The sequence below is a fragment of the Mycobacterium bulgaricum genome, from assembly GCF_041287165.2.
In the GTDB taxonomy this organism is placed as follows: Bacteria; Actinomycetota; Actinomycetes; order Mycobacteriales; family Mycobacteriaceae; genus Mycobacterium; species Mycobacterium bulgaricum.
This window is the reverse complement of sequence record NZ_JBGGKV020000003.1, coordinates 380,842-401,616: the sequence shown is the minus strand read 5'-3', so window position 1 is coordinate 401,616 and position 20,775 is coordinate 380,842. Positions and strand designations below refer to the sequence as shown.

Sequence of the window (20,775 nt, the reverse complement as noted above, 5' to 3'; positions counted from 1 at the left end):
CGTCGCCGAGGCAAGTTGGGCCGCTCCAGGCACCGACCATGCCCGGGAAACGAGGTCGGCGCACACCCTGCTGGTGGGCAGGATGTGCGCCGACACGCACTCAACTTTCAGACGCGGTCAGTCCGCGGCTCCCGCTGCGTCGCCTCCGGCTCCGCCGGAACCGCCTGCGCCGCCTTCGCCGCCCTGGGTGCCGTCGTTGTCGTCTCCGTCGTCACCGGGATCGCCGGGCTCACCCACATCCCCGCTGCCGCCGAAGCCGCCTGTGCCGCCGCCACCACCGGCGCCGCCGTCACCGCCTGTGCCGCCTTCGAGAGCGTCGCCGCCGGTGCCACCGTCACCGCCGGTGCCGCCGTCGCCGCCCTCACCGGGGCTGCCGGTCCCGCCGAGACCACCGGCACCACCGGTGCCGCCCTCACCGCCTGCACCGTTCTCGCCGCCTTCCCCACCGGTGCCGCCGTCGCCGCCGGTGCCGCCTGCGCCGCCGACGTCGCCTTCGCCGCCGGCACCACCCTCGCCGCCCTGGCCGCCGGCGCCACCGCTGGCGTTGTCGTCGAGATCCTGGCCGCCGAAGCCACCGAGGCCGCCGGTACCGCCGGCGCCGCCGGTCGACGAGCCTTCGCCGCCGTCGCCGCCGGAGCCGCCCTGGCCACCTTCGAAGCCTGCCGAACCGGAGCCGCCGGTCCCGCCGCTGCCGCCGACACCGCCGACCACGCCCTCGCCGCCGGTGCCGCCGTCGCCGCCCTGACCGCCTCCGAAGCCCTCGTCGCCGAGGCCGCCGAGGCCGCCGTCGCCGCCGGTGCCGCCGATGACGCCCGCGCCGCCGGTTCCGCCGTCGCCGCCGTTACCGCCGACGCCATCGACACCCAGAGGACCGTCGCCGCCGTCGCCGCCGTCGCCGCCGTTGCCATCGGGCCCTGCTTTTCCGAACAAGCCACCAGCACCGCCGTCACCGGCATCGCCACCGTCGCCGCCGTCGCCGGCTTCGTCGATGCCCAGGGGATCGGTGTAACCGTCACCGCCCGTGCCGCCCTTGCCGCCGGCCCCGCCGGAGCCGAAGAAGAATCCGCCGGTGCCGCCTGCGCCACCCTTGCCACCGGCCTGGCCCTCTTCTCCTGGCTCGGTGCCGTTGATGCCGGTTCCGCCCTGGCCACCGTTGCCACCGTTGCCGAAGAACAAGCCGCCGTTGCCGCCGCGGCCACCCTCGCCGCCGTTCACGCCCTGGCCGCCATCCCCGCCGTTGCCGAAGTACAGCGCGCCGTCACCGCCACGGCCGCCGGCAAATCCCTTGCCGCCGTTGCCGAACAGCAGACCGGCGTTGCCGCCGTTGCATGCGGCCCCTTCGCAGCCGGCCACCGCGTCGATGCCGTTTCCGATCAACCAGCCACCAGGGCCGACCACGCGGAAGATGTTGAAGTTGCCGTTCGCGCTCGTGACGGCCATGGCCGCAGGGCCGAAGAGGGCATTCGAGTTCGCCGAGTCGCTGCTTCCACGCTGGCCGTGCAGCAACCACCAGTCGTCGGGAAGGGCGGACTCTGTCGACATCAGCTGCACTTCCGGCGCCGCTGTGGCGGCTCCAGCGTCGTCGAGCAGACCGGCTGACAGCAGGCCTGCGCTGACCACGGCCGCGCTACCCATTCCTGCGGTGAGGAACTGACGAGCCGACACACCTGTCGTGCGCTTGCTCTCCGGTTTCGACATGAACCGCCCCCTTTGGCGTGATGTGTCAGGCCCCAGCGGCGGTTGCTCTGTGAGTTCGCTGACAGTTATCAGCAGCAATGTAAGGGCTTTGCTGGCAGCAGGTCAAGGATTGACCTGATATCCGATCAGCGATAGAAAAATTGACGAATTCAGTTATTACGGTCGGCGATAAAGGGCCGTATCAACACGTATATCGACCTTAGACTGCCGTCGCAATATTGCCGCCTGAGCAAATAATGGGCAGTTTCTGCGCGTTGCCTTGTTTTGTCATATTGACTTTGCCACAACAAAGTTGCGGCTGGCTTTTGATGTCGCCGCTTGCCGTGTCAGATCTTGTCGACGCGGCCCGCATCGACGCGCCATCTGCGGTCCAACCGGACGTTGGTCAGCATCCGGCGATCATGCGTCACCAGCAGCAACGCACCGTCGTACGAGTCCAGGGCCTGCTCGAGCTGCTCGATCGCCGGGAGGTCGAGGTGGTTGGTCGGCTCGTCGAGGACCAGCACGTTGGTGCCGCACGCCTGCAGCAACGCCATCCCCGCACGCGTCCGCTCGCCGGGCGACAGGTCGTCGACCGCACGCTCCACGTGGTCGGCGCGTAGCCCGAACTTCGCGAGCAGTGTGCGGACATCCGCAGTCGTCCAGTCCGGCACACGCTGCTCGAACCGATCGACCAGACGTGCCGAACCGGTGAAATACGAACGGGCCTGGTCGATCTCGCCGACTGCCACGTTCGCCCCGAGACTCGCGCGTCCCTCGTCGGGCTGCTGACGGCCCAGGAGCAACCGCAACAACGTCGACTTGCCCGCCCCGTTCGGACCCGTGATGCCGACCCGTTCACCCGCGTCGATCTGCAGCGACACCGGCCCCAGCGCGAAATCTCCCTGTCGCACAACAGCTTCGTCGAGGGTTGCGACCACGGCACTCGACCGCGGTGCGGCACCGATCGTGAACTGCAGCGTCCATTCCTTGCGCGGTTCCTCGACCTCTGCAAGCCGGGCGATCCGGCTTTCCATCTGACGGACCTTCTGTGCCTGCTTCTCGCTGGACTCGGTCTGTGCGCGGCGACGGTTCTTGTCGTTGTCGGGAGCCTTACGCATCGCGTTGCGCACACCCTGGCTCGACCATTCCCGCTGGGTGCGGGCGCGGGCCACCAGATCGGCCTTCTTCTCGGCGAACTCCTCGTACTGCTCGCGCCGGTGTCGGCGATTGACCTCGCGCTCTTCGAGGTAGCTGTCGTAGCCGCCGCCGAAGACGGCCGTCGTGTTCTGGGCCAGGTCGAGCTCGAGGACGCGGGTTACGGTGCGAGCGAGGAACTCTCGATCGTGACTCACCAGCACCACGCCACCGCGTAGCTCCTGCACGAACTGTTCGAGACGCGCCAGACCGTCGAGATCGAGGTCGTTCGTCGGCTCGTCGAGCAGCACGATGTCGAATCGCGACAGCATCAACGCCGCCAGCCCCACCCGTGCCGCCTGCCCGCCGGACAGCGCGGTCATCGGCGTCGAGTCGGGCACGATCGCCTCGGTGTCCAGACCGAGGTCGGCCAGCACCGCGGGCAGCCGGTCGTCGAGATCGGCCGCGCCCGTGGCAAGCCAGTGATCCAGCGCTGCCGAGTAGGCGTCCGCGCTGGCCGCCGAATCTGTCAGCACCGCGGCGGCCGCCTCCATGGCGTCGGTCGCGGCGCTGCATCCCGTGCGGCGAGCGATGTATGCGGCGACGGTCTCCCCGGGGACTCGCTCGTGCTCCTGCGGCAGCCATCCGACGAAGGCGTCGGCCGGTGCGAGGCTCACCGCCCCGTCGAGCGCTTCGAGATCGCCGGCAAGGATTCGCAACAGCGTGCTCTTGCCTGCGCCGTTGACGCCGACCACGCCGATCACGTCGCCCGGCGCCACCGTCAGGTCCACGCCCTCGAACAGGGTGCGGTGGGCGAATCCGCCCGCCACGTTCTTCGCGACGAGCGTTGCGGTCATGCGCTCATCGTCGCACCCCGCTCAGATCCAGACGGCCATCACTTCCACCGGCTTGACGGAGATCCCGTGACGGCCGTCGTCGTAGTAGATCAGCGTCCGGAGTTCCTCAGTCCTGACCGTCCAACCGTTCACCTTGTACGTCTGGCCGGTGCCGAGCACCACGTCCGAATTCGGGGGAGGGGTGATGGCGCCCGCCTCGTAGAACATCTCCCCCGTCCCCTGCACCACGGCGAGGTTCAGGTTCTTGGGCGAGGTCTGGAACGGGCTGCCGTCGGCGCGCCCGCAGATCGTCATCGGGCGACCCTGCCCTTCGAAGTCGGCGCTGATCAAGCAGCGGATCTGGCCGTCCATCACTCGAATGGTCTGGTCGCCGCCCTGAGCGGCCGCCACCGGGGCCGACAGGCCGAGGGCGAGCATCGCTGCCGAAGCCGCGGTCAACGTACGGATCATGCTGTCTCCACCGAAGAATGCGAAACGTGTGCTGAACAGCGATGCTCTCACGTCGGGGGCTGCCGGCATCGCGTTATCGCCGTCAGCGCGACGTGACTGCCATCCGCGCCGCGAGCGCCACGTAGGTCGCGGCGAAGGTGCGCCGCATCCAGGTGACGACCCTGGGCCGCCGGATGACGTGGGCGCGCACACCGGCCGCGAACGCACCGTACAGCGCGAACACCACGAAGGTCATCGCCATGAACACCGCGCTCAGAAAGAGCATCTGACCCACCGCAGGACGGGCCGGGTCGACGAACTGCGGCAGGAACGCGAAGAAGAAGATCGTCAGCTTCGGGTTCAGCACGTTGACCGCGACGGCCGTCCCCGTGATCCGCCACGGACTCGGCCGCACGGAATCAGCTGTTTCGGCGACCAATTCGGACTTGTCGCGCCATGTCGCCCACGCCAGGTACAGCAGGTAGGCGACGCCGGCCCACTTGACCGTCTGGAAGGCGACGGCGCTGCTGTGCAGGATCGCCGCGAGGCCTGTGACCGCAGCCAGCATCGCGGGCACGATCCCGAGCGTGCACCCCACCGACGCGAGCACCGCCGCCCGGGTGCCGTGCGCAAGACCGGTCGCCACGGTGTACAGAGCCCCCGTGCCCGGGGTCGCGACGACGATCAGGGACGTGAGCAGGAAGGCGAGCGTCATCGGCTCATTCTGCCCGGGCGGTCCCCCGATGCGTAGGCAAAAGGTATGACACGGGCGCCCGCTCGTCGCCGGGGGAGCCGGCTGCCCGGGCGAAGGGCCAGGCACCCATTGGGTACCGATCAGCTTGACGCCGATCGAGCCGCCTGCGGGGTAGTGCAGCCGGGCTGGCCGGCAGAAGTTCTGCTGCAGAAACACTTTCGGTCCCGTGGCCGTTTCTTGTCGGACCCTCCGGGCATGATGGGGTTGTGCGCCCGTCGACTCTTCCGTCCTTCCAACCGAGTCCCCCACGGGGGTTGCGATTGGAGGCGTTGTTCGATGAGCTGTCGGAACTTGCCGGGCAGCGCAATGCGATCGACGGTCGGATCGTGGAGATCGCGGCGGAGATGGATCGGGACGGGTTGTGGGCCGCGACGGGATGTAAGTCCATGGCCGAGTTGATCGCCTGGAAGATCGGGGTGTCGCCCCACAACGCGACATCGGTGATGACGGTCGCGCGCCGTTCCGAGGAGTTGCCGCGCTGCACCGTCGCTCTGCAAGAGGGTCGCCTCTCTTTGGATCAGGTGCAGGTCATCGCCGACAGGTCCGGTCCCGAATCGGACGCGCACTATCTGCATATCGCGGAGCGCATGACTGTGGCGCAGCTGCGTACGGCAGTAGCGCTGGAGCCCAAGCCGGTTCCTGACCCGAAACCCGAGCCGGGGCCGTCGATCTCGAAATCGGTCACGGGCGAGTACACGACGTATCGGATTCGGGTGAACAACGTCGAGGCGGCGAAGGTCGACGCGGCGCTCGCGTCGCATCGAGATGGACTGATCGGGGACTGGAAACGCGACCACGCAGATGCCGAGGCTGGCGCGCCAACGCCGCCGTTTCCCACCGCCAAGGACGCGTTCATGAGTTTGATCGACGCAGGCTGGGACGCTGATGTGGCGCGGCGCCCGCATGGTCAGCACACCACCGTGGTCGTGCACCTCGATGTCGAAAAGTCGGTCGCCAACCTGCATCTGGGGCCGGTGCTCTCCGGGGACGACCGCCGATACCTGCTGTGCGATGCCACCTGCGAGGTGTGGTTCGAACGCGACGGTCAGCCGATCGGGTCGGGGCGGGCCACCCGCACGATCAGCCGACGGCTACGTCGCGCGCTGGAGCGTCGTGACCACGGCACGTGCGTGGTGCCCGGTTGTGGCGCCACACGGGGTTTGCACGCCCATCACCTGGTCCATTGGGAGAACGGTGGGGAGACCGAACTCGACAACCTGGCCCTGGTCTGTCCGTTCCATCATCGCGCGCATCATCGAGGCGACATAACGATCGCCGGGCCGGCTCACGTTCTGACCGTCACCGACGGCGACGGGGACGTCATGCAACGAGGGTCGCTGGCCCGCCCACCGACCACCCCGCCACCGGCGGTCGCGCCCTACCGAGGACCGACCGGCGAACGTGCGCAGTGGAAGTGGTACCACCCCTTCGAACCACCGCCACCGACACCCAACTAGCTAGGTGCAGACCGCACCGACGGCCGCCGAGCCGACCAGTTTGGTGTACTTGGCGAGCACGCCGGTCTTGTAGACCGGGGGCAGCGGCGTGAAACCCGCCTTGCGCGACTCGAATTCGGCGTCGTCGACCAGGAGGTCGAGCGTGCCGTTCGCGACATCCAGACGAATGCGGTCACCGTCGCGCACGAACGCGATGGGCCCGCCGTCGACCGCCTCGGGCGCGATGTGGCCGACGCACAAGCCCGTCGTCCCGCCGGAGAACCGGCCGTCGGTCATCAAGAGGACGTCCTTGCCCAGACCCGCGCCCTTGATGGCGCCGGTGATGGCGAGCATCTCGCGCATGCCGGGCCCGCCCTTGGGGCCTTCGTAGCGGATGACGACGACATCGCCGTGCGTGATCGTGCCGTCCTCCAGCGCGTCCAGCGCAGCCCGCTCGCGCTCGAAAACCCTTGCCGTACCTTCGAACACGTCCGAGTCGAAGCCGGCCGACTTCACCACCGCGCCCTCGGGGGCCAGCGACCCGTGCAGGATCGTGATGCCGCCGGTGGGGTGGATCGGGTTGTTCATCGCCCGCAACACCTTGCCGTCGGGATCCGGTGGCTCGATGTGCGCCAGGTTCTCGGCCATCGTCTTGCCGGTGACCGTCAGGCAATCACCGTGCAGCAGGCCGGCATCGAGCAGCGCCCGCATCACAACGGGCACTCCGCCGATCTCGTCGACGTGCTTCATCACGTAGGCGCCGAAAGGCTTCACGTCGGCCAGGTGTGGCACCTTCTGCCCGATACGCGTGAAGTCCGCCAGCGTCAGCTCGACCTCGGCCTCCCACGCGATCGCCAGCAGATGCAGCACCGCGTTGGTCGAGCCACCGAACGCCATCACCACCGCGATCGCGTTCTCGAACGCCTCCTTGGTCAGGATGTCGCGGGCGGTGATCCCGCGGCGGAGCATCTCGACCACAGCCTCACCGGAGCGACGCGCGTACTCGTCGCGCCGCTTATCGATCGCGACCGGGGATGCGCTGCCCGGCAACGACATTCCGAGCGCTTCGGCGGCAGACGCCATCGTGTTGGCGGTGTACATCCCGCCGCACGCACCCTCGCCCGGACAGATCGCGCGCTCGATGATGTCGACGTCCTCGCGCGACATCAGCCCGCGTGCACAGGCGCCGACCGCCTCGAAGGCGTCGATGATGGTGACTTCCTTCTCGGTGCCGTCGGTGAGCTTGGCGGTGCCCGGCATGATCGAGCCGTTGTAGAGGAAGACGCTGGCCAGGTTGAGCCGGGCCGCGGCCATCAGCATGCCGGGGATCGACTTGTCGCAGCCGGCGAGCAGTACCGAACCGTCCATGCGCTCGGCCTGCATGACGGTCTCGACGCTGTCGGCGATCACCTCGCGCGAGACGAGGGAGAAGTGCATACCTTCGTGCCCCATCGAGATGCCGTCGGACACCGAGATGGTGCCGAACTCCAGCGGATATCCACCCGCCTCGTGCACGCCGCCCTTGACGGCCTGCGCCAGCCGCTGCAGCGACATGTTGCACGGGGTGATCTCGTTCCACGACGAACCGACACCGATCTGCGGCTTGCCCCAGTCGTCGTCGGTCATCCCGACGGCGCGCAGCATGCCGCGGGCGGCGGTCCGTTCGAGTCCGTCGGTGACGTCGCGGCTGCGCGGCTTGATGTCGATGTCGTTGGAGTCTGAGGGCATGGGGAGATTATGCGCCAGCGTGTTCCGCGCCTAAAACCCTGGTAGATACCCCCGAGGGGTACTAGTACGCTGTGCGCATGACGCCGATCGTCGTTCGCCTGATCGCCGCGCTGTCCGCGCTGTGTGTGCTCGCGGGCTGCGGCGGCGACGGCGAGGCGTCCAGTGACGCGACGCCCAGTTCGCTGATCCCGGAGACGGCCGTGATCACTGGCGCCCCGGCCGGCTACAACACTGCGGATGTCACGTTCGCCGAAACCATGGTCGGGCACCACAAGCAGGCCATCGACCTGTGCACATTGGCGTCGGAGCGCTCGGCTGATCCCGAGCTCCTGACGCTGGCCGGCGAGATCGTCGCCAAGCAGCAGCCCGAGGTCAACATCCTCAACGTGTTCCTGGTGCAGTGGAACGAGAATCCCGACGCACAGAACGACCCCGGGCCCGGGGACGACCCGCCCGAGCCGTCGATCCCGGGCACGGTCGACGATGCGACCGTCGCGAAGCTCGAGTCGCTGCGCGGCCCGGAGTTCGACAAACTGTGGCTGCAGTCGATGATCGGTCAGCTCCAGGGCGGCGTCACGATCGCCGATAACGAAGTCGCCAACGGCGCCAACGTCGACGCCATCTCGGTCGCCAAGTCGATCGCGGCGGGACTGCAACCGCGGATCGCGCAGATGAACACGATGCTGGAGGGGATGCCGTGAGCGCAGCGAACAGTTCGGCACCGAGTGAAACGCCGGACGCGGAAGCCGGCGAGCACGGCTACTCCGCGCAGAAGGAGAACTACGCCAAGCGCCTCCGCCGCATCGAGGGCCAGGTGCGCGGCATCGCCAAGATGATCGACGAGGACAAGTACTGCATCGACGTTCTCACCCAGATCAGCGCGGTGAACAGCGCGCTGCAGTCGGTCGCGCTCGGCCTGCTCGACGAACATCTCGGCCATTGCGTCACCCACGCCGTCGCCGCCGGTGGCTCCGAGGCCGACGCCAAGCTGGCCGAGGCGTCGGCCGCGATCGCCCGTCTCGTGCGTTCCTGAGCTGTTCGAGAGATCAGCCGACCGCGCTGATCGTCGCGTCGCAGATCGGCAGGAACACCTCGAGCACGCGCTGCTGGGTGTTGTCCGGCGGGATGACAGCCAATGTGCCTGTCCGCCCGCACTTTTCGCCCGTCGAGCTGTCGACTGTAGAGGACTCCACGTCCGCGCCCGCGTTGTCACCGGGCTCCAGCGTGAGGCGCGGTGCGGCGTTGGCGGGTCGCTTGGCCACGTGCACCAGCACGGTGCCGGACCCGCCGAGCAGGTCGGCCGTCGGATAGCTCACCAGACCGCACGCCTGCGACGACGTGTTCGTGAACGAGACGACGACGCGGCGCAGCGTGTCCGCCTCCTGGACGGGGCCGGCGCTGACCGTGAGGGCGGTGTCCGAGCACGGCGGGATCACACCTGGCTCCGCCGCGGCGGTAGGCGCGGCCGCCGGGGTTTCCGACGGTACGGGCGCCTGCGTTGCGGAGGCAGACGGTGCCTGCGTTGCGGAGGCCGACGGGGCAGCGCTCGACGGGGTCACGGTGACGGTTGACGGCGAGGCCGGGGTATCGGCGGGGTCATTCGAGCAGCCCGCGAACAGCAGTGCCGCGAGCACGGGCACGGAGACTGTCACGATCCCGGCGGCGGAGCGTCCGAGCATGGGTGGTCCTTTCAGGTTGGTTCCCGACGGCATCAGTTGACGTGGTCACGGCGCCTACCGATCACAAGTTGTTAGGGAAACGCGTCGACGTGGGTACCTAACCGGGCAACAGGACCCATCCGGACCCACCAGCCCCGAAGGAAGTGTCGATTGCTGCATGTCGCGCTGATCGCACACAACCACTTTCCGATACGGGAACCGTTCGCGGGAGGAATCGAGGCGCATGTCTGGCATCTCACCCGTGCGCTGGTCGGGGGCGGCCACGCCGTCACGCTGTTCGCTGCCGAGAACTCCGACCTGGCCCTGAGTCATCCCGCGCTGACCGTACGCACGCTGCCGCGCACCGCAGCCGCCTCTGTGCCGTTCCCGCTGCCCGGCGCTGTCAAGGAGTCTCACCACCAGGCCTTCGCCGAACTGATGGCCGAACTCGCGGAGCCGGGAAACGGCTTCGACGTCGTGCACAACCACAGCCTCAACTACGTGCCGCTGCTGAGCGCACCGCGACTGCGGACGCCGATGCTCACCACGCTGCACACACCGCCGTTCCCGATGCTCGAAGCGGCAGTAGGCGCCGTCGCCAAGTCCGGCGCGCGGTTCGCCGCGGTGAGCAGGCAGTCCGCCGCATCGTGGAAGCACGTCGGCATCCGACGAATGGCATTGGTACCCAACGGCGTCGACACCTCGCGATGGCCCCTCGGCCCCGGCGGCGACGATCTCGTGTGGTCGGGCCGCATCGTTGCAGAGAAGGCTCCGCACCTCGCCGTCGAGGCCGCGATGCGGTCGGGGCGCAGCCTCGTACTGGCCGGACCGGTCGGTAATCCCGACTACTTCAGGCGCAGCATCGAGCCTCGGCTCGGCGATCGCATCACGTACGTGGGTCACCTGGGCCAGCGAGACCTCGCCGCTCTGGTCGGCAACGCCGCGGCGACCCTGGTCACCCCGGCGTGGGAGGAGCCCTATGGGCAGGTGGTCGTGGAGTCGATGGCCTGCGGGACGCCCGTGGTGGCGTTCGCCAGCGGCGGCATCCCCGAACTCGTCGACGACCGCGGCGGCCGCGTGGTCCCGCCGAAGGACGTCGACGCGCTCGTGACGGCCATCACCGAGGCCGTGCAGCTGCCACGCAAGGTCGTGCGCGAGACCGCCGTCGCGCGACACGGTCTGCCCCGCATGGTCGCCGATTACGTCGCTCTGTACCGGCGGATGGTCGTGGAGTCGGCCTACCGAGCAGCGGCGTAGTCGGCTGTAGTCAGGCGAGTGCGTCGTCGATGCGCTGCACCTTCGCGGTGAGCTGACCGGTGAAGCCAGGCCGGATGTCGGCCTTGAGCACCAGGCTTACGCGCGGAGACACCGCCGCCACGGCGTCGACGGCCTGCTTCACGACCGCCATCACCTCGTCCCACTCGCCCTCGATGTTGGTGAACATCGCATTGGTCTCGTTGGGCAGCCCGGACGCCCGCACGATCCGGACGGCTTCGGCGACGGCGTCACCGACTCCTCCGGTCTCATCGGCGCCGGATGGACTGATGCTGAACGCGACGATCATGACTCCAGTCTCACCTCCTGCGGTGGCCTGCGTAACGCCAGCGGCTCCGCAGGCGATGATCAGTGCAGGTCAAGACCCTCGGCAGAGAGGGCACCGGGGTCCGGCGGTTGCCTTCGCCAGCAGGAACGAACTTGGTGCTGTGCCACACTGGGGTCAGTCGCTGGACTGGAGGTATACGCATGCGGCAGCGAAACAGGAGACGACTCATCGCCCTGCTGATGACAGCGGGCGTGGTCGCGGGATTGACGCTGGGTGCCCCGTCGGCACTCGCCCAGCCCGCTCCGCCACCGCCACCGCCGGCGCCGTTCGTGTTCCCGAACCCGTTCGCGCCGCCGCCACCGCCCGCGCCGGCCACCCCGGCGGGCCCGACGGAGGCGGACCCGTTCGCCGTCGTCCCCGGCCAGCCGATGGCGATCCCCGAGGGCACTCCGGCAGGACAGAACCCGACGCCGTTCGTCGGCCAGCCCCCGTTCGTGCCGCCGTCGTTCAACCCGACCAACGGGTCCATCGTCGGAGCGGCCAAGCCTATCTACATCAACTTCCAGCGCCCGATCGCCAACCGGCAGATGGCCGAGGATGCGATCCACATCTCGTCTGTCCCGCCGGTGCCCGGCCGCTTCTACTGGACCAGCGACACCCAGGTGCGTTGGCGCCCGCAGGACTTCTGGCCCGCAGGCACCGTCGTGAACATCGACGCCGCGGGCACGAAGTCGACCTTCTCCGTTCCCGAGCAGCTGGTCGCCACGGTCGACAACGACACCAAGCAGATGGAGATCATGCGCGACGGCGTTCTCGAGAAGACGTTCCCCGTCTCGATGGGCAAGCCCGGGTACGACACCAAGAACGGCACCTACTACGTGCTGGAGAAGTTCGACACCATCGTGATGGATTCCTCGACCTACGGTGTCCCGGTCGACGACCCCTCCGGTGAGGGCTACAAGCTGAAGGTCAAGGACGCGGTCCGCATCGACAACAGCGGCATCTTCGTTCACGGCGCACCGTGGTCGGAGGGGTCGCAGGGCTACAGCAACGTCAGCCACGGCTGCATCAACCTCAGCGCCGAAGACGCGGCGTGGTTCCGGCAGAACTTCGGCAGCGGCGACGCCGTGGTCATCAAGAACACCGACGGCGGGCTCTACACGCAACCCGACGGCGCCTCCGACTGGCAGATGTTCTGACGGGGTAACCCTTTCCGCGTCATCCGGCGCGCCTCCCGTGCCACGATGGCGCTGAGGGGCGATGAGGGGCGACGACAGGGCAGTGGGACGCACGATCGCGGTGATCGTGCTGATGACTCTGGCCCTCGTCGCGTTGCGGGGTTACCTGCCCGGCGCGCAGCGCCGTCCCGACTCCGAGGAGCTCGAGGCCGGGTCCGGCAGCATCGTCGCGGTCGTCGTCATGCTGGTCGTGTCGATCGCCGTCATCGCTATCGCGATCCTCTCCCAGGCACTTCGGCGTACGGACCGCCCCGGGCCGGGTGAACCCCAGCGGCAGTGGCGTAGCGCGCGCGGGCCGCTGCCGTGGCGGTCGCTGGCTGTCGCCGCGGTCGTGCTGCTCGCGTGGTCCCTGGTGTTGCTGCTGCTGATGCGATGGGCGGCGCCGCCCGCACTTGACGACGCTCCCGCCGCCGACACGGGGGCACCCGCCGCTCAAGCCCAGGAGGATGCCAGCGGCCAGTCGCGTCCGGGCTCGAACGACGACGGTGGCAGCGTGTTCGCGATTCTCGCGACGGCCACGGTCGTGCTGGTGCTGTTGTCGATCGCCTCGACGGTGTTCGGCCGGCGACGTCGCCCCGCCGAATCGCCGCCGCCCGCGACGACCTCGACCCCGCCGCCGGGGGGTGCGGCGGAACCCGACCTGGCTCGGGCGGCCGAGCTCGGTCTCGCCGAGATGGACGACCCGGACCGGGATCCCCGCGAGGCCATCATCGCGTGCTATCTGGCGATGGAACGCGAGCTGGAGAAGTCGCCGGGCACGACACCGCAGGATTCCGACACCCCGTCGGAGGTGTTGGCCCGCGCGATCGATCGACATGCCCTTCAGGCCGGTAACGCCACCGAATTGGTGGAACTTTTCGAAGAGGCCCGGTTCAGCCCGCACGTCATGAACGAATCGCATCGCGCCGACGCGGTGCGCGCGCTGCGTGCGGTGCAGCACGAACTGCAGGCGGTGTCATGACGAAAGTGATTGCGGCAGGGCTGCTTCTGGTCGTCGCCGTGCAGGCGTTCGCGTTTACACAGCTCGAGCGTGAACTCGTCGTCGCCGTCACCGGCGGCGCGATCGCCTGCGTGCTGATCGCCGTCCTCGCGCGTCTGGACCACGACGGGGTGATGGAGGAAGAGGCCGTGGCCGATGACGCCGCGGCGGCGGTGCGCCGATGGTTGTCGCGCACCGAGACGCTGATCTCGTGGTCGGAATCCACGCGGGCGGACTGGGATCGCAGGCTGCGTCCCATGCTGGCCCGTCAGTTCGAGTTGGCCGCGGGTCGGCGAAAAGGCAAGGATTCCAGGTCTTTCGACTCCACCGGCCGGATGGTATTCGGCGACGAGCTGTGGCAGTGGGTGGACCCGGACAACATCGCCCGGACCGGCGGCCAGGAACCCGGACCCGGTCGCCGCACGCTCGACGAGATCCTCGCGCGATTGGAGCGGCTGTGAGCACAACCGAGGTCACGACCGCCCGCTGCGAGTCGGTGCTCGACGAGATCGGAAGGGCTGTCGTCGGCAAGCGCGGCGCCCTCAACCTGATCCTGATGACGGTACTGGCCCGCGGACACGTGCTGGTCGAGGATCTGCCGGGGCTCGGAAAGACGTTGATAGCCAAGTCATTCGCGGCCGCGCTCGGTTTGGAGTTCACCCGCGTGCAGTTCACTCCCGATCTGCTGCCCGCAGATCTGCTGGGCTCGACGATCTACGACATGCAGTCGGGACGCTTCGAGTTCCGTCGCGGACCCGTCTTCACGAACCTGCTGCTCGGTGACGAGATCAACCGCACCCCGCCGAAGACACAGGCGGCACTGCTGGAGGCGATGGCCGAACGGCAGGTCAGCGTCGACGGTGTCACCCACCGTTTGCCCGAGCCGTTTCTCGTTCTGGCCACCGACAATCCGATCGAGTACGAGGGCACGTATCCGCTACCCGAGGCGCAGCTCGACCGGTTTGCGATTCGGCTGGAGCTGAACTACCTGTCCGAGCCGGAGGAAGCCACGATGTTGCGGCGGCGGCTCGACCGCGGCTCGGCGCCGGTGACGGTCCGACAGGTCGTCGACGCCACTGATCTGCTGCACATGCAGGAGTCGGTCGAGCAGGTGAGCGTGCACGACGATGTTGTGCAGTACGTGGTCTCGCTCGCCGCGGCGAGCAGGCAGCACCCGCAGGTCGCCGTCGGAGCGAGTCCCCGCGCCGAGCTCGACCTTGTCCAGCTGGCTCGGGCGCGGGCACTGCTGCTGGGCCGTGACTACGTGATCCCGGAAGACGTGAAAGCGCTTGCGGTGCCGACGATGGCGCACCGGATCAGCCTGCGTCCCGAGATGTGGGTCCGCAAGGTCCAGGGCGCCGACGTGATCGAGGAACTGCTGCGACGCACACCCGTGCCGAGGGCGCGCTGAGCATGGTGCCCGTCGAGTTACGCTGGCGTGCATCAGCTCTGGCCAGGTCGATCGCGACAGGCGCGGCCGTCGCGATCACAAGCGCGCTGGTGACGGGCAGGTGGGAGCTCGTCGCGTTCGCGGCACCGCTGGTCGGCGTGCTCTGCTCGATCGGCTGGCAGCGCCGCGTGCCGTCGGTGAACGTCGACGGAAACCCGCTGTTCCAACGATGTTTCGAAGACGAGCAGGCGCAGCTGACGGTGTCGGCGAGCGCCGACGACGGTAGCCCGGTGTCGCTGACATGCACCGCCGTCGCCGGTATGGAGCTTTCCAGCGAAGCCGGGACCGTGACCGTGCGGGCCGCTCGCTGGGGCCGCTACCCGATCAGGGCGACGGTGCGGGTCGGCGGCAGAGGCGGGCTCGTCGAGGGGACGGGCACCGCCGATGCGGCCGAGGTATGCGTATTCCCCGTCGCGCCACCGCAATCCACGGGCATCCCGCGCACCGACCTGCTCGACAGGCTCGGCACCCACCTCACCCGCCACACCGGGCCCGGCGTCGAGTTCGCCGACATCCGGCCGTACGTCCCCGGCGATCAGCTGCGCACCGTCAACTGGCCGGTCAGCGCACGGCGCGGCGCACTGCACGTGACCGAACGGCTCACCGACCGGGCCGCCGATGTCGTGGTGCTCGTCGACACATATCCGCAGCCGCCGGGGCCGGCCACCGCGGCGACCGAGCGGACGGCCAGAGGCGCAGCGCAGGTGGTTCAGAGTGCGTTGCGCTACGGCGACCGGGCGGGGCTCGTCGCCCTCGGTAGCCGCACCACCCGGTGGCTGGGCGCCGACATCGGCCAGCGCCAGTTCTACCGGATCCTGGACACCATGCTCGGCGCGGCAGACACCTACGAGACCGCGACGGGCACACTCGCGCCGCGCCCCGCCGTGCCGACCGGGGCGATCGTCATCGCGTTCTCCACCATGCTGGACACCGAATTCGCGCTGGCGCTCATCGATCTGCGCAAGCGCGGGCATCCGGTGGTCGCGGTCGACGTCCTCGAGGGCAGCCCGGTCGAAGGGGAGCACGACCCGCTGGTCCACCGCATGTGGGCGATGCAGCGCTCCTTCATGTACCGCGACATGGCCACCGTCGGCGTCGACATCGTGGGGTGGCCGGGCGACGCGACCCTGGACCAGGCCATGGCTCTGGTCCCCGTGCACAGGTCCCGGCGATGACGCGGACGCTGCTGCCGGTGGCCCTCGGCTTTCTGATGGTCGGCGCCGCCGCCTACCGCGCCGACGGCCCCGCGCTGGTGGTCGCCGGTGTCGCGGTGGCGGCCGTCATCGCATCGGCATGGTGGCGCCCCGCGGCCACCGTCGCGGTGCTGCTGGTGGTGGCGACGGTGGTGTTCGCCGACGCCGCGCCGATGCACACGCTTCTCGCCGGCTTGTCCGCCGCGGTGTATCTGGTGCTGCGGCATACCGATCCGACCGTGCCGACGATGACGTTCGCCGTCGGCTTCGCGCTGGCCGCCGCCGTGGTGGTCGTGTTGCCGGTGCATGTGCCGTGGCTGCCGCTGGCCGCCCCGCTGGCGCTCCTCGCGGGATACCTGCTGGCGCTGCGGCCGCTCCTCGCCTCGCGCTGACGCCGCGTTCCGTCGGTCACAGTCGGCATCTTTGCCGACGGCCGGGGAACTCTGCGAGCGGTACGAGGAGGTACTCATGAGCGAAACGACGACCGACGTGAAGACCGACGTGAAGACCGACGTGGCGCCCGCACTGCTGTACGACGGAATCTGCGGATTCTGCAACGGTGCCGTGCAGACCATTCTGAAGCTCGACCCCCACGGCGACCTGCGGTTCGCCGCCCTCCAGGGCGAATTCGCCGAGGGCGTGATCGAGCGACACCCGTTTCTGGCCGACGTCGACTCCGTGGTGTTCGTCGAGAGGCCGGGCCGGCCCGACGAAAAGGTGTCCGTGAAATCGGACGCCGCGCTGCGCGTGGCCGGCTACCTCGGTGGTCCCTGGCGGGTGCTGCGGGTTGCCGGTGTCGTCCCCGCCGCGCTCCGCGATGCGCTGTATGACGGTTTCGCGCGGGTGCGGTACCGCATCTTCGGCACCCACGACACCTGTCCCATCCCGGCACCGGACGTGCGGGCCCGCTTCCTGGACTGAGTTATTACGGATCCGTTCGCGCTGGTATCAGGGCACCGTTGCCGGGTATTGCGCCGATATGCACGATTTGACCGAGAGATTCGTGGAAGCACTGGGAGAGCTGCATCAGAGCGGCGACGTCGAACCGCTGATCGAGCTGTTCGGCGACGACGCGACGTTGAGCAAGGCGGGCATACCGCACGAGCAGCACGGCAAAGGCGGCGCACGGACGTTCTGGGAGCAGTACCGCGAGGTGTTCGACGACATCGACGCGACGTTCCGGCACACCGTCACCGACGACAACGTCGCCTATCTGGAGTGGACGTCGCACGGACATCTGCGTGACGGTGCGGACTTCGAGTACGACGGCGTCAGCGTGCTCGAAGGCGACGACGACGCGATCGTCGCCTTCCGCACGTACTACGACACTGCCAAGTTCCTGCCCGCATAGCGGGTACCCGCCGGGGTGTCAGTTCCAGATGTGGACGCGGCGCTCGGGCTCCAGGTAGAGCTCGTCGTCGGCACCGACGCCGAACGCGTCGTAGAACGCGTCCATGTTGCGGATGACCCCGTTGCAGCGGAACTCCGGCGGAGAGTGCGGATCCACCGCGAGGCGCCGGATCGCTTCGGCCTCACGCGATTTGGTGCGCCATACCTGCGCCCAACCGAAGAACACCCGCTGCTCGCCGGTCAGCCCGTCGATCACCGGGGCCTCCCCGCCGCCCAGTGAGAGCTTGTAGGCCAGCAGTGCGATCGAGAGGCCGCCGAGATCGCCGATGTTCTCGCCGACCGTGAAGGCGCCGTTCACATGGTGGGCCGGATCCAGGCCGCGCGGGGTGAACTGCTCGTACTGCTCGATCAACGCCTTTGTGCGCAAACCGAATTCGGCGCGGTCCTCGTCGGTCCACCAGTCCACCAGGTTGCCGTCACCGTCGTACTTGGCTCCCTGGTCGTCGAACCCGTGGCCGATCTCGTGGCCGATGACGGCCCCGATCCCGCCGTAATTCGCGGCGTCGTCGGCGTCGGCGTCGAAGAACGGCGGCTGCAGAATCGCGGCCGGGAACACGATCTCGTTCATGCCAGGGTTGTAATAGGCGTTGACGGTCTGCGGCGTCATGAACCATTCGTCGCGGTCCACCGGCCCGCCCAGCTTGCCCAGATCGCGGTCGTACTCTAGAACGTATCCCCGACGGTAGTTCCCGTACAGGTCGTCGCGCTTGATGACCAGCGACGAATAGTCGCGCCACTTCGCGGGATAACCGATCTTGGGCGTGAACTTGTCGAGTTTGACGAGCGCCTTCTCACGGGTCTGGGGCGTCATCCACTCGAGAGTGTTGATGCTGACCCGGTAGGCCTCCCGCAGGTTGGCGACCAGCTCATCCATCCGCGCCTTGGCCTGCGGCGGGAAGTGCCGCTCGACGTAGAGGCGACCCAGCGCCTCACCCATCAGGCTCTCGGTGACCGAGACGCCGCGCTTCCAGCGGTCGCGGATCTCCTCGGTGCCCGACAACCGCTTGCCGTAGAACGAGAAGTCCTCGGCGATGAGCTCGTCGGTCAGCAGGAACGTCCTGCCGTGGATGACGCGCCAGCGAAGCCAGTTCTTCCAGTCCTCGAGATCTTCGCCGGCCCACAGCCCCGCGAACGCGGTCAGGTAATCCGGCTGACGCACAACGACTTCGGACGCCTGCTCGGTGCTGGCGCCGAGGCCGCCCAGCCACCCCGTCCAGTCGAAGCCCGGTGCCTCGTCGGCGACCTCGGTGAAGGTGCGCAGGTTGTAGGTCAGGTCGGCGTCGCGACGCTTCACCACATCCCAGTGCGCGGCCGCGATCTTGGTCTCCAGCGCGACGATCTTCGCAGCGGTCTGGGCATGATCGCCGCCGTACACGAGCGCGAACATCGCAGCGATGTGCCCGGGGTAGGCGGCCAGGATCTCGGCGTGCTGCTCGTCGCGGAAGTAGGACTCGTCGGGCAGCCCGATTCCCGACTGGCTCAGGTGAAGCAGGTAGCGCGTCGAATCCTTCGAGTCGGTGTCCACGTAGAGGCCGGTGCCCCCGCCGATGCCGCTGCGCTGCAGCGAGCCCAGTACCGCGGCCAGCGCCTCGCGTGAGTCGGCGGCGTCGACGGTGGCCAGCTCGTCGAGCAGCGGCTGCAGGCCACGCTCGCGCACCGTCTCCTCGTCCATGAAGCTCGCGTACAGATCGCCGATGCGCTGCTGATCCGTGCCCTCGGGAGCATGGGCGTCGGCCGCTTCGGCGATGAGGTCGCGGATCTGTTCCTCGGCACGGTCGTAGAGCGTCCTGAAGGCGCCGTCGGTCGCCCGGTCGCCGGGGATCTGGTACTCGGCGAGCCAGCGGCCGTTGACGTGACCGAACAGGTCGTCCTGCGGGCGGGCATCAGCGTCGACGTAGCGCAGGTCGATACCGGACTTGAGATTCGGGGATGCTTCTACCGTCACCCCACCAGCGTGCCAGAAACGTCCAGGTACCCTCACGCGCATGCCCGACGACGAGCAGGTCCCCGAGCACGAACCGCGTGGTGGCGGCGTCTTCAGCGCCTTCGGAGTCGCCTCTGCCGTGCTGGGTGTGGTGGCCGTCGCGGCCCTGGTGCTGGCGGCGGTCGTGTGGGCGGGCCACCGCGGCGAGACCGACGAACTGCGGTACCGCACCCAGGTGCTGCAGACCGCCGCCGACTGGACGGGCGTCCTGATCAACATGAGCAAGGACACCGTCGACGCCGACATGACCAAGCTCCACGAGGGCACCGTCGGACAGCTCAACGCGGACTTCGAGACCAGCGTGGAGCCGTTCCGCAGGCTGGTGCAGACCCTGCAGTCCCAGACCAGGGGCCAGGTCGACTCCGTCGCCATCGAGACCATCCATCACGACCAGCCCGGCGCGCAGCCGCCCGACGAGGAGGACTTGTCGGGCTTTTCGCGGCGCACCGACACGGTGATGGTGATCGCGACGTCGCTGAGTGAGAACTCCGGCACCGAGGAACCCCAGACCGTGCGCTGGACGCTGCGGATGGACGTCACCGACGTCGACGGCAAGCTGCTCATCTCCCGGTTGGAGCCGATCCGATGAGGAACCGGCTCCGCGTGCTCGCCATCGACGTGCTCGCCCCCGCCGCCGCGGTGCTCGCGCTGGTGTACATCGGCATCGCGCTGGCGTGGCCGCTGTGGTGGGTGTCGGTGTGCTCGGTGCTGTGCGTCCTCGTCGTCGAGGGCGTCATCGTCAACGTCGCGCTCGCGCGCCGCGACGCCGTGACCGTCGGCACCGACGACGACGGGCCCGGGTTGCGGCTGGCCGTCGTCGGGATGGCCACCGCCGCGCTGGTGGCCGCCGCGGTCGTCGGCTACGTCCAGTGGACGGTCCCCGACCGCACGCTGAACGAGGACAGCGCCGAGGTGACCGGCATCGCCAGCAGCGTCGCCGAGGCCTCCGCCACGTTCACCCCGCAGAACCCGACCTCGTCGATCGACCGCGCCGCCGGCATGATGTCACCCGAGAGCGCGGAGCGGTTCAAGAACGAGTTCGCCGCAGTGGCAAAGGATCTGGGCAGCCGGAACATCTCGGCTCAGGCCAGCACCGTGTCGGCGGGCGTGGAGGCCATCGGCCCCGATGCGGCCAGTGTGGCCGTCATCCTGCGCGGCACCCAGTCCTCGCCCGGGCGACAGCCCGACACCGCGGTGCTCGCGCTGCGGGTCGCGCTGGCCAAGAGCGACGGCCGCTGGGTGGTCGAGGACGTCTCGCCGATCCACTCCCGCTGAGTTCGGCGCGGGGGGACTACTTGGGCC

General features: G+C 68.7%; 22 protein-coding genes. 14 read left to right on the top strand and 8 right to left on the bottom strand.

Annotated elements, in window-relative coordinates; all coding sequences use genetic code 11:
* Nucleotides 1-117 precede the first annotated feature (117 nt).
* The 4 genes from ACAG24_RS12845 to ACAG24_RS12830 all read right to left on the bottom strand — a co-directional run bounded on the left by ACAG24_RS12845 (nt 118) and on the right by ACAG24_RS12830 (nt 4,815).
* Nucleotides 118-1,698, bottom strand: coding sequence for a hypothetical protein (locus tag ACAG24_RS12845; protein ID WP_370473438.1), 1,581 nt, complete (start codon nt 1,696-1,698; stop codon nt 118-120).
* A gap of 326 nt (nt 1,699-2,024) precedes the next feature.
* Nucleotides 2,025-3,671, bottom strand: a complete 1,647-nt coding sequence (abc-f, locus tag ACAG24_RS12840) for a ribosomal protection-like ABC-F family protein (RefSeq protein WP_370473437.1) — start codon at nt 3,669-3,671, stop codon at nt 2,025-2,027.
* A 21-nt stretch (nt 3,672-3,692) separates the two neighbouring features.
* Complete coding sequence (locus tag ACAG24_RS12835) at nt 3,693-4,121, bottom strand: hypothetical protein (RefSeq protein WP_370473436.1); 429 nt, start codon at nt 4,119-4,121, stop codon at nt 3,693-3,695.
* Nucleotides 4,122-4,203: 82 nt separating this feature from the next.
* Entirely contained in the window at nt 4,204-4,815 is a 612-nt protein-coding gene (locus tag ACAG24_RS12830; RefSeq protein WP_370473435.1) for a LysE family translocator, read from the bottom strand.
* A 245-nt stretch (nt 4,816-5,060) separates the two neighbouring features.
* On the opposite strand from ACAG24_RS12830, the gene ACAG24_RS12825 reads away from it, so the two are divergent.
* Nucleotides 5,061-6,311: an HNH endonuclease signature motif containing protein gene (locus ACAG24_RS12825; RefSeq protein ID WP_370473434.1), complete on the top strand. Its 1,251-nt coding sequence runs from the start codon at nt 5,061-5,063 to the stop codon at nt 6,309-6,311.
* On the opposite strand, the gene ilvD is transcribed toward ACAG24_RS12825, so the two are convergent.
* Nucleotides 6,312-8,018, bottom strand: a complete 1,707-nt coding sequence (ilvD, locus tag ACAG24_RS12820; protein ID WP_370473433.1) for a dihydroxy-acid dehydratase — start codon at nt 8,016-8,018, stop codon at nt 6,312-6,314.
* A gap of 77 nt (nt 8,019-8,095) precedes the next feature.
* On the opposite strand from ilvD, the gene ACAG24_RS12815 reads away from it, so the two are divergent.
* Together ACAG24_RS12815 and ricR are read left to right on the top strand one after the other, a co-directional pair.
* Nucleotides 8,096-8,719 (top strand): DUF305 domain-containing protein, encoded by a 624-nt coding sequence (locus ACAG24_RS12815; protein WP_370473432.1) that lies wholly within the window; start codon nt 8,096-8,098, stop codon nt 8,717-8,719.
* Nucleotides 8,716-9,051 (top strand): copper-sensing transcriptional repressor RicR, encoded by a 336-nt coding sequence (ricR, locus tag ACAG24_RS12810; protein WP_370473431.1) that lies wholly within the window; start codon nt 8,716-8,718, stop codon nt 9,049-9,051. The genes ACAG24_RS12815 and ricR overlap by 4 nt, the downstream gene beginning before the upstream one ends.
* Before the next feature lie 13 nt (nt 9,052-9,064).
* On the opposite strand, the gene ACAG24_RS12805 is transcribed toward ricR, so the two are convergent.
* The gene (locus tag ACAG24_RS12805) at nt 9,065-9,697 is read right to left on the bottom strand and encodes a DUF4232 domain-containing protein (protein ID WP_370473430.1); all 633 of its coding nucleotides are present in this window, start codon (nt 9,695-9,697) and stop codon (nt 9,065-9,067) included.
* Between the two features lie 150 nt (nt 9,698-9,847).
* On the opposite strand from ACAG24_RS12805, the gene ACAG24_RS12800 reads away from it, so the two are divergent.
* Nucleotides 9,848-10,933, top strand: a complete 1,086-nt coding sequence (locus tag ACAG24_RS12800; RefSeq protein WP_370473429.1) for a glycosyltransferase — start codon at nt 9,848-9,850, stop codon at nt 10,931-10,933.
* 10 nt (nt 10,934-10,943) lie between these two features.
* Here the strand turns inward: ACAG24_RS12800 and ACAG24_RS12795 are convergent, their stop codons facing one another.
* On the bottom strand, nt 10,944-11,240 hold the full coding sequence (locus tag ACAG24_RS12795; RefSeq protein WP_370473428.1) for a thiamine-binding protein: 297 nt from the start codon (nt 11,238-11,240) through the stop codon (nt 10,944-10,946).
* A 179-nt stretch (nt 11,241-11,419) separates the two neighbouring features.
* Between ACAG24_RS12795 and ACAG24_RS12790 the strand changes: the two genes are divergently transcribed.
* The 8 genes from ACAG24_RS12790 to ACAG24_RS12755 all read left to right on the top strand — a co-directional run bounded on the left by ACAG24_RS12790 (nt 11,420) and on the right by ACAG24_RS12755 (nt 17,430).
* On the top strand, nt 11,420-12,418 hold the full coding sequence (locus ACAG24_RS12790) for a L,D-transpeptidase (RefSeq protein WP_370473427.1): 999 nt from the start codon (nt 11,420-11,422) through the stop codon (nt 12,416-12,418).
* Nucleotides 12,419-12,479: 61 nt separating this feature from the next.
* Complete coding sequence (locus ACAG24_RS12785) at nt 12,480-13,418, top strand: DUF4129 domain-containing protein (RefSeq protein ID WP_370473426.1); 939 nt, start codon at nt 12,480-12,482, stop codon at nt 13,416-13,418.
* Nucleotides 13,415-13,897 (top strand): hypothetical protein, encoded by a 483-nt coding sequence (locus ACAG24_RS12780; protein ID WP_370473425.1) that lies wholly within the window; start codon nt 13,415-13,417, stop codon nt 13,895-13,897. Before ACAG24_RS12785 ends, ACAG24_RS12780 begins: the two co-directional genes overlap by 4 nt.
* Nucleotides 13,894-14,847 carry an AAA family ATPase gene (locus tag ACAG24_RS12775; RefSeq protein WP_370473424.1) on the top strand — a complete coding sequence of 318 codons (954 nt, stop codon included), beginning with the start codon at nt 13,894-13,896 and terminating at the stop codon, nt 14,845-14,847. Before ACAG24_RS12780 ends, ACAG24_RS12775 begins: the two co-directional genes overlap by 4 nt.
* A gap of 2 nt (nt 14,848-14,849) precedes the next feature.
* The gene (locus ACAG24_RS12770; protein WP_370473423.1) at nt 14,850-16,061 is read left to right on the top strand and encodes a DUF58 domain-containing protein; all 1,212 of its coding nucleotides are present in this window, start codon (nt 14,850-14,852) and stop codon (nt 16,059-16,061) included.
* Nucleotides 16,058-16,471: a hypothetical protein gene (locus tag ACAG24_RS12765; protein ID WP_370473422.1), complete on the top strand. Its 414-nt coding sequence runs from the start codon at nt 16,058-16,060 to the stop codon at nt 16,469-16,471. Before ACAG24_RS12770 ends, ACAG24_RS12765 begins: the two co-directional genes overlap by 4 nt.
* Before the next feature lie 76 nt (nt 16,472-16,547).
* Nucleotides 16,548-17,000, top strand: a complete 453-nt coding sequence (locus ACAG24_RS12760) for a thiol-disulfide oxidoreductase DCC family protein (protein ID WP_370473421.1) — start codon at nt 16,548-16,550, stop codon at nt 16,998-17,000.
* 82 nt (nt 17,001-17,082) lie between these two features.
* On the top strand, nt 17,083-17,430 hold the full coding sequence (locus ACAG24_RS12755; protein WP_370473420.1) for a nuclear transport factor 2 family protein: 348 nt from the start codon (nt 17,083-17,085) through the stop codon (nt 17,428-17,430).
* A gap of 18 nt (nt 17,431-17,448) precedes the next feature.
* Here ACAG24_RS12755 and ACAG24_RS12750 read toward each other — a convergent pair whose 3' ends face one another.
* Nucleotides 17,449-19,434, bottom strand: coding sequence for a M13 family metallopeptidase (locus tag ACAG24_RS12750; RefSeq protein ID WP_370473419.1), 1,986 nt, complete (start codon nt 19,432-19,434; stop codon nt 17,449-17,451).
* Between the two features lie 40 nt (nt 19,435-19,474).
* On the opposite strand from ACAG24_RS12750, the gene ACAG24_RS12745 reads away from it, so the two are divergent.
* Together ACAG24_RS12745 and ACAG24_RS12740 are read left to right on the top strand one after the other, a co-directional pair.
* The gene (locus tag ACAG24_RS12745) at nt 19,475-20,062 is read left to right on the top strand and encodes a hypothetical protein (protein ID WP_370473418.1); all 588 of its coding nucleotides are present in this window, start codon (nt 19,475-19,477) and stop codon (nt 20,060-20,062) included.
* Complete coding sequence (locus ACAG24_RS12740) at nt 20,059-20,748, top strand: hypothetical protein (protein WP_370473417.1); 690 nt, start codon at nt 20,059-20,061, stop codon at nt 20,746-20,748. The genes ACAG24_RS12745 and ACAG24_RS12740 overlap by 4 nt, the downstream gene beginning before the upstream one ends.
* Nucleotides 20,749-20,775: the final 27 nt, after the last annotated feature.

Excerpts from the sequence above, each read along its gene's own strand:
- ACAG24_RS12845 (WP_370473438.1), bottom strand. The coding sequence starts at position 1,698 with ATGTCGAAACCGGAGAGCAAGCGCACGACAGGTGTGTCGGCTCGTCAG.
- abc-f (WP_370473437.1), bottom strand. The coding sequence starts at position 3,671 with ATGACCGCAACGCTCGTCGCGAAGAACGTGGCGGGCGGATTCGCCCAC.
- ACAG24_RS12835 (WP_370473436.1), bottom strand. The coding sequence starts at position 4,121 with ATGATCCGTACGTTGACCGCGGCTTCGGCAGCGATGCTCGCCCTCGGC.
- ACAG24_RS12830 (WP_370473435.1), bottom strand. The coding sequence starts at position 4,815 with ATGACGCTCGCCTTCCTGCTCACGTCCCTGATCGTCGTCGCGACCCCG.
- ilvD (WP_370473433.1), bottom strand. The coding sequence starts at position 8,018 with ATGCCCTCAGACTCCAACGACATCGACATCAAGCCGCGCAGCCGCGAC.
- ACAG24_RS12815 (WP_370473432.1), top strand. The coding sequence starts at position 8,096 with ATGACGCCGATCGTCGTTCGCCTGATCGCCGCGCTGTCCGCGCTGTGT.
- ACAG24_RS12805 (WP_370473430.1), bottom strand. The coding sequence starts at position 9,697 with ATGCTCGGACGCTCCGCCGCCGGGATCGTGACAGTCTCCGTGCCCGTG.
- ACAG24_RS12795 (WP_370473428.1), bottom strand. The coding sequence starts at position 11,240 with ATGATCGTCGCGTTCAGCATCAGTCCATCCGGCGCCGATGAGACCGGA.
- ACAG24_RS12790 (WP_370473427.1), top strand. The coding sequence starts at position 11,420 with ATGCGGCAGCGAAACAGGAGACGACTCATCGCCCTGCTGATGACAGCG.
- ACAG24_RS12785 (WP_370473426.1), top strand. The coding sequence starts at position 12,480 with ATGAGGGGCGACGACAGGGCAGTGGGACGCACGATCGCGGTGATCGTG.
- ACAG24_RS12780 (WP_370473425.1), top strand. The coding sequence starts at position 13,415 with ATGACGAAAGTGATTGCGGCAGGGCTGCTTCTGGTCGTCGCCGTGCAG.
- ACAG24_RS12770 (WP_370473423.1), top strand. The coding sequence starts at position 14,850 with ATGGTGCCCGTCGAGTTACGCTGGCGTGCATCAGCTCTGGCCAGGTCG.
- ACAG24_RS12765 (WP_370473422.1), top strand. The coding sequence starts at position 16,058 with ATGACGCGGACGCTGCTGCCGGTGGCCCTCGGCTTTCTGATGGTCGGC.
- ACAG24_RS12760 (WP_370473421.1), top strand. The coding sequence starts at position 16,548 with ATGAGCGAAACGACGACCGACGTGAAGACCGACGTGAAGACCGACGTG.
- ACAG24_RS12745 (WP_370473418.1), top strand. The coding sequence starts at position 19,475 with ATGCCCGACGACGAGCAGGTCCCCGAGCACGAACCGCGTGGTGGCGGC.
- ACAG24_RS12740 (WP_370473417.1), top strand. The coding sequence starts at position 20,059 with ATGAGGAACCGGCTCCGCGTGCTCGCCATCGACGTGCTCGCCCCCGCC.